The 1639-nt window shown below is 33.7% G+C and carries 2 protein-coding genes; both read right to left on the bottom strand.

Annotation, left to right across the window (positions count from 1 at the left end; all coding sequences use genetic code 11):
- Positions 1-282: 282 nt before the first annotated feature.
- Positions 283-405: a hypothetical protein gene (locus PHY73_00670; GenBank protein MDD3374222.1), complete on the bottom strand. Its 123-nt coding sequence runs from the start codon at positions 403-405 to the stop codon at positions 283-285.
- A 358-nt stretch (positions 406-763) separates the two neighbouring features.
- The gene (locus tag PHY73_00665; protein ID MDD3374221.1) at positions 764-1636 is read right to left on the bottom strand and encodes a type II secretion system F family protein; all 873 of its coding nucleotides are present in this window, start codon (positions 1634-1636) and stop codon (positions 764-766) included.
- Positions 1637-1639: the final 3 nt, after the last annotated feature.

The following is a 1639-nucleotide window of genomic DNA, read 5'->3' as shown; positions in this document are numbered from 1 at the left end:
AGTAAAGCGATATACTTTACTTAAAGAACTCTTTATCATTGATTTAATACTTTGTCTTTTCATGGCTCTTTCAAAAAAAATGGGCTGTGACTTCCAGCCACAGCCCTTGGTTAATATTAATAATTTCAGGGTACTCTTTCCGTGGCTTTTGTAAAATCTAAATCAATCAATTCAATCTAATCTAAAGGTGGTCCAACTACGAATTAAATATAACACAAGAATCGCGTCTGTCAAGAATTGGACATTCTGTAAAGTCAACTACTGCAATAACTTATAAATCTTTTATATTTTTTTATTTTTTCTTGGAAACCACTCTAAAAGCAAGCGTTTGCTTTTAGAATTTTCTTCCAATTTTATTTTTTTATTATTCAACTTTTTATAACCACCAAAATCTTTCTTGCCCATCTCATTTACTTTTTACTCGACGACAAACAAAAGAAATAGCTGTGAATTAATTTTAAATTAAGACGAAAATCATTGTATTTCAAGTTGTTAACGTCCTGTATTAATTTTAACAACATGTTTATATTAGATGATAAATGTGACGTTATTGTGTTGGATTTTTGAAATTTTTATGATATTTTTTAAAGAAATAATAAATTTATTATATTCTGAGTGGACATTTCAGAATGGACAAAGAAACAAACAAAAAACAAAGAGAAGTTTAAATTTTGCTTATATCTATGGATTTTTTGTATTAATGCGGGAATTTAAACAATTGATAATTCTAAAGACTGAACGTCCAATCTAGGAAATGAAGGATTTATCCGCTGATACCTTTTATAAGGTTCCCTTGAAAAAACTGCAGAAAAACGGGGCCAGCAACAAGAATGGCGACAACAGGAAAAATGCAGAACAGTAAAGGCATGAGCATTTTTAAAGGCGCTTTTAAAGCAATTTGTTCACCACGCCTAAATCTCGAAATTCGCATGTCTTCCGAAATAATATTAAGGGCATCCGCAACCGATGTTCCCATGCGGTCTGCCTGAACAAGAGCTCTAGTGAATGTCGATAGATCTGGTATTTGGTATTTGTTGGCAAAATCTGTCAATGCGTCTCTTCTCGGCTTTCCAACATGGACTTCCTGCAAAACATGCTTAAGCTCTTGAATCAATATTGAAGGGGCCGACTTCTCAATAACCCATTTTAGCGCAAGAAGAAAATCAAGCCCGGCATTAACACACAAACTTAAAAGATCAATCGTGTCTGGAAGCTCCTTGATAATTAAATTCTTCACCTTTTTTATTTTTATTTTAACTAAGAAATCTGGAACATAAAATCCTGCAGCCAAAATTGTAATAAGCCAAATCATGCGCGACTGCGGCTCCGACATAGGATATGTGAAAAAGAGAAGAAGCCCTATGAGAAGCTCTTTGAGAAATAAAAATTCTTCTGGAGAAATATTTATGCGCGCTAAGACAAGCTCTCTTCCTAGCCTTTCACCTAAAGGTCCTGCGCATAAAGGCTTGTTAAAAAAAACAAGGTGCCGAAAGAAAGAATACTTTTTCTTTTCTTCCTTCGGCATGTCTACAAGCCCTTTTAAAGTTGGTCTGGGCTCTGGCCTTAAAGTATCATGAATGGCTAGAACAAGTGTAAAGACCGCAAAAAATTCCAATAGAAAAATAAAAATTAGCATATT

Source organism: Candidatus Omnitrophota bacterium (genome assembly GCA_028693815.1).
GTDB lineage: Bacteria > Omnitrophota > Gorgyraeia > Zapsychrales > Aceulaceae > Aceula.
The sequence above is the reverse complement of the archived record's forward strand: the minus strand, read 5'-3'. Positions and strand labels throughout refer to the sequence as shown.